3 protein-coding genes are annotated in these 2,043 nt (G+C 62.8%); all 3 read left to right on the top strand.

The window, feature by feature from the left end; translation table 11 throughout:
• On the top strand, positions 1 to 439 hold a 439-nt coding region (gene rsgA, locus ACESMD_RS01480; RefSeq protein WP_372609655.1), incomplete at its 5' end, for a ribosome small subunit-dependent GTPase A.
• Positions 440 to 476: 37 nt separating this feature from the next.
• A complete protein-coding gene (locus ACESMD_RS01475; protein WP_372609653.1) occupies positions 477 to 1,307 on the top strand; it encodes a sulfurtransferase in 831 nt (276 codons plus the stop codon).
• Between the two features lie 14 nt (positions 1,308 to 1,321).
• The coding region (gene asd, locus ACESMD_RS01470; protein ID WP_372609651.1) for an archaetidylserine decarboxylase at positions 1,322 to 2,043 on the top strand (722 nt) is incomplete at its 3' end.

Genomic DNA, 2,043 nt, shown 5'->3' with positions numbered 1-2,043 from the left:
GGCACTGCATGAACGGCTCGGTGGACGCACCTCGGTATTCGTGGGCCAAAGCGGCGTCGGCAAGTCGTCCCTGATCGACCGGCTCCTGCCGGATGAAGACCTTCGCATCGGCGCCCTGTCCAAGGATTCACGCAAGGGCACCCATACCACCACCACGGCGCGCCTCTACCGACTCCCCACCGCCGCGGATGGCGGCGAACCGGGAGAACTCATCGACTCGCCCGGCATTCGCGAATTCGGCCTGATACATCTGGACGAACAGCAGGTCGCCGAGGGGTTCATCGAGTTTCGTGACCTGCTTGGCCACTGCCGCTTCCGGGACTGCCGACACCGGCAGGAGCCGGGGTGCGCCATACTGGCGGCCGTGGAACGCGGCGAGGTGCACCCTCAGCGTTTTTCCAGTTACATCCGCATCGTCGACAGTCTCGGCGAGAGCTGATGCCAAGACAACCACAACACCGAATCAGGAGATCCCAATGAGCTCAGAAGACAACCTCTTGCCGCTGATCGTCGAACCCGAGCAGCTCGAAGCACGGCTTACGGAGCCCTCCCTGCTGATCATTGATGTCCCGGTCAAGGCCGAAAGCTACACCCAGGGCCATGTGCCCGGCGCCATCTACCTGGACCATCGCGCCCTGCTGCGCGGAGAGGGCGAGATACCCAATGACGTGCCTTCTAAAGAGGCCCTGTCGACCCTGTTTTCTTCACTGGGCCTGACCCGTGATACCCATGTGGTGGCCTACGACGACGAGGGCGGTGGCTGGGCCGCCCGCCTGCTCTGGACCCTGGACCTGATCGGCCACACCCGCTATTCCTACCTCAACGGTGGCATTCATGCCTGGCACCAGGATGGCCTGCCCGTCTCCACCGAGTCCCATAAACCCGAACCCAGCGATTACCGCGCCGAAATCCTCAACCCCGAGGCGCTCATCGATCGTCACGAGCTCCAGGAAAAACTCGGCGAGAAGACCTTCGCCGTCTGGGATGCCCGCTCACGGGCCGAATACGATGGCGAGAAGGGCAACAACAAGCGCCTTGGCCATATTCCCGGGGCCGTGAACATGGAATGGACCCTGGCCATGGACCCGGATCGAGGCATGCGCATCCGCGACTACGCCGAACTCATCACCGAACTCGAGACCCTGGGGCTGACACCGGACATGGAAGTGGCCACCCACTGCCAGGGGCACCATCGCAGTGCCTTCACCTGGCTGGTGGGCAAGGCACTGGGCTTCGAGAAAATACGCGGCTATGCGTGCTCCTGGCAGGAATGGGGCAACCGTGACGACACGCCCATAGAAAAATAGGACGGACCCCTCAAGTGCCATTCTCAAGACTCTTTGCCCTGATCCAGTACCCCATCCCCCACCACCTGCTGTCGCGGCTGGTGGGGCGACTCGCCGAATGTCGCCAACCCTGGCTCAAGAATATTCTGATCAAGACCTTCATCGAGCGCTTCGGCGTCGACATGAACGAGGCCATGGGATCCGATCCGACGGACTATGCGACCTTCAATGACTTCTTCACCCGCGAACTGGAAGAAGAGGCACGGCCGATCGAGGAAGGCCTGGTGTCCCCCGCCGACGGAACCCTGTCACAGTTCGGTGCCATCGAAGCCGGCCAACTGCTCCAGGCCAAGGGACATCGCTTCTCGGCCATGGAGTTGCTGGGCGGAGATGGCGAGGCGGCCCGACGCTACCTGGGAGGCAGTTTCGCCACCATCTACCTCTCCCCCCAGGACTACCACCGTGTTCACATGCCGGAGACAGGGACACTGACCTCCATGGTTTATGTGCCGGGGCGGCTCTTCTCGGTGAATGCCGCCACCACCGAGCACATCCCCAACCTCTTTGCCCGCAACGAGCGTCTGGTCTGCCATTTCGATACCGAACGCGGCCCCATGGTGGTGGTACTGGTGGGGGCCATGATCGTCGCCGCCATCGAGACGGTCTGGGCGGGCCAGATCACGCCCCTCTCGGGCGAGGTGCAACGCATTCGCTTCGACACGCCGATTCGGCTGGCGAAGGGCGAGGAAATGGGCCG

Source organism: Halomonas sp. (assembly GCF_041689495.1).
Lineage (GTDB): Bacteria > Pseudomonadota > Gammaproteobacteria > Pseudomonadales > Halomonadaceae > Halomonas.
This window is presented reverse-complemented; position numbering and strand designations above follow the sequence as displayed.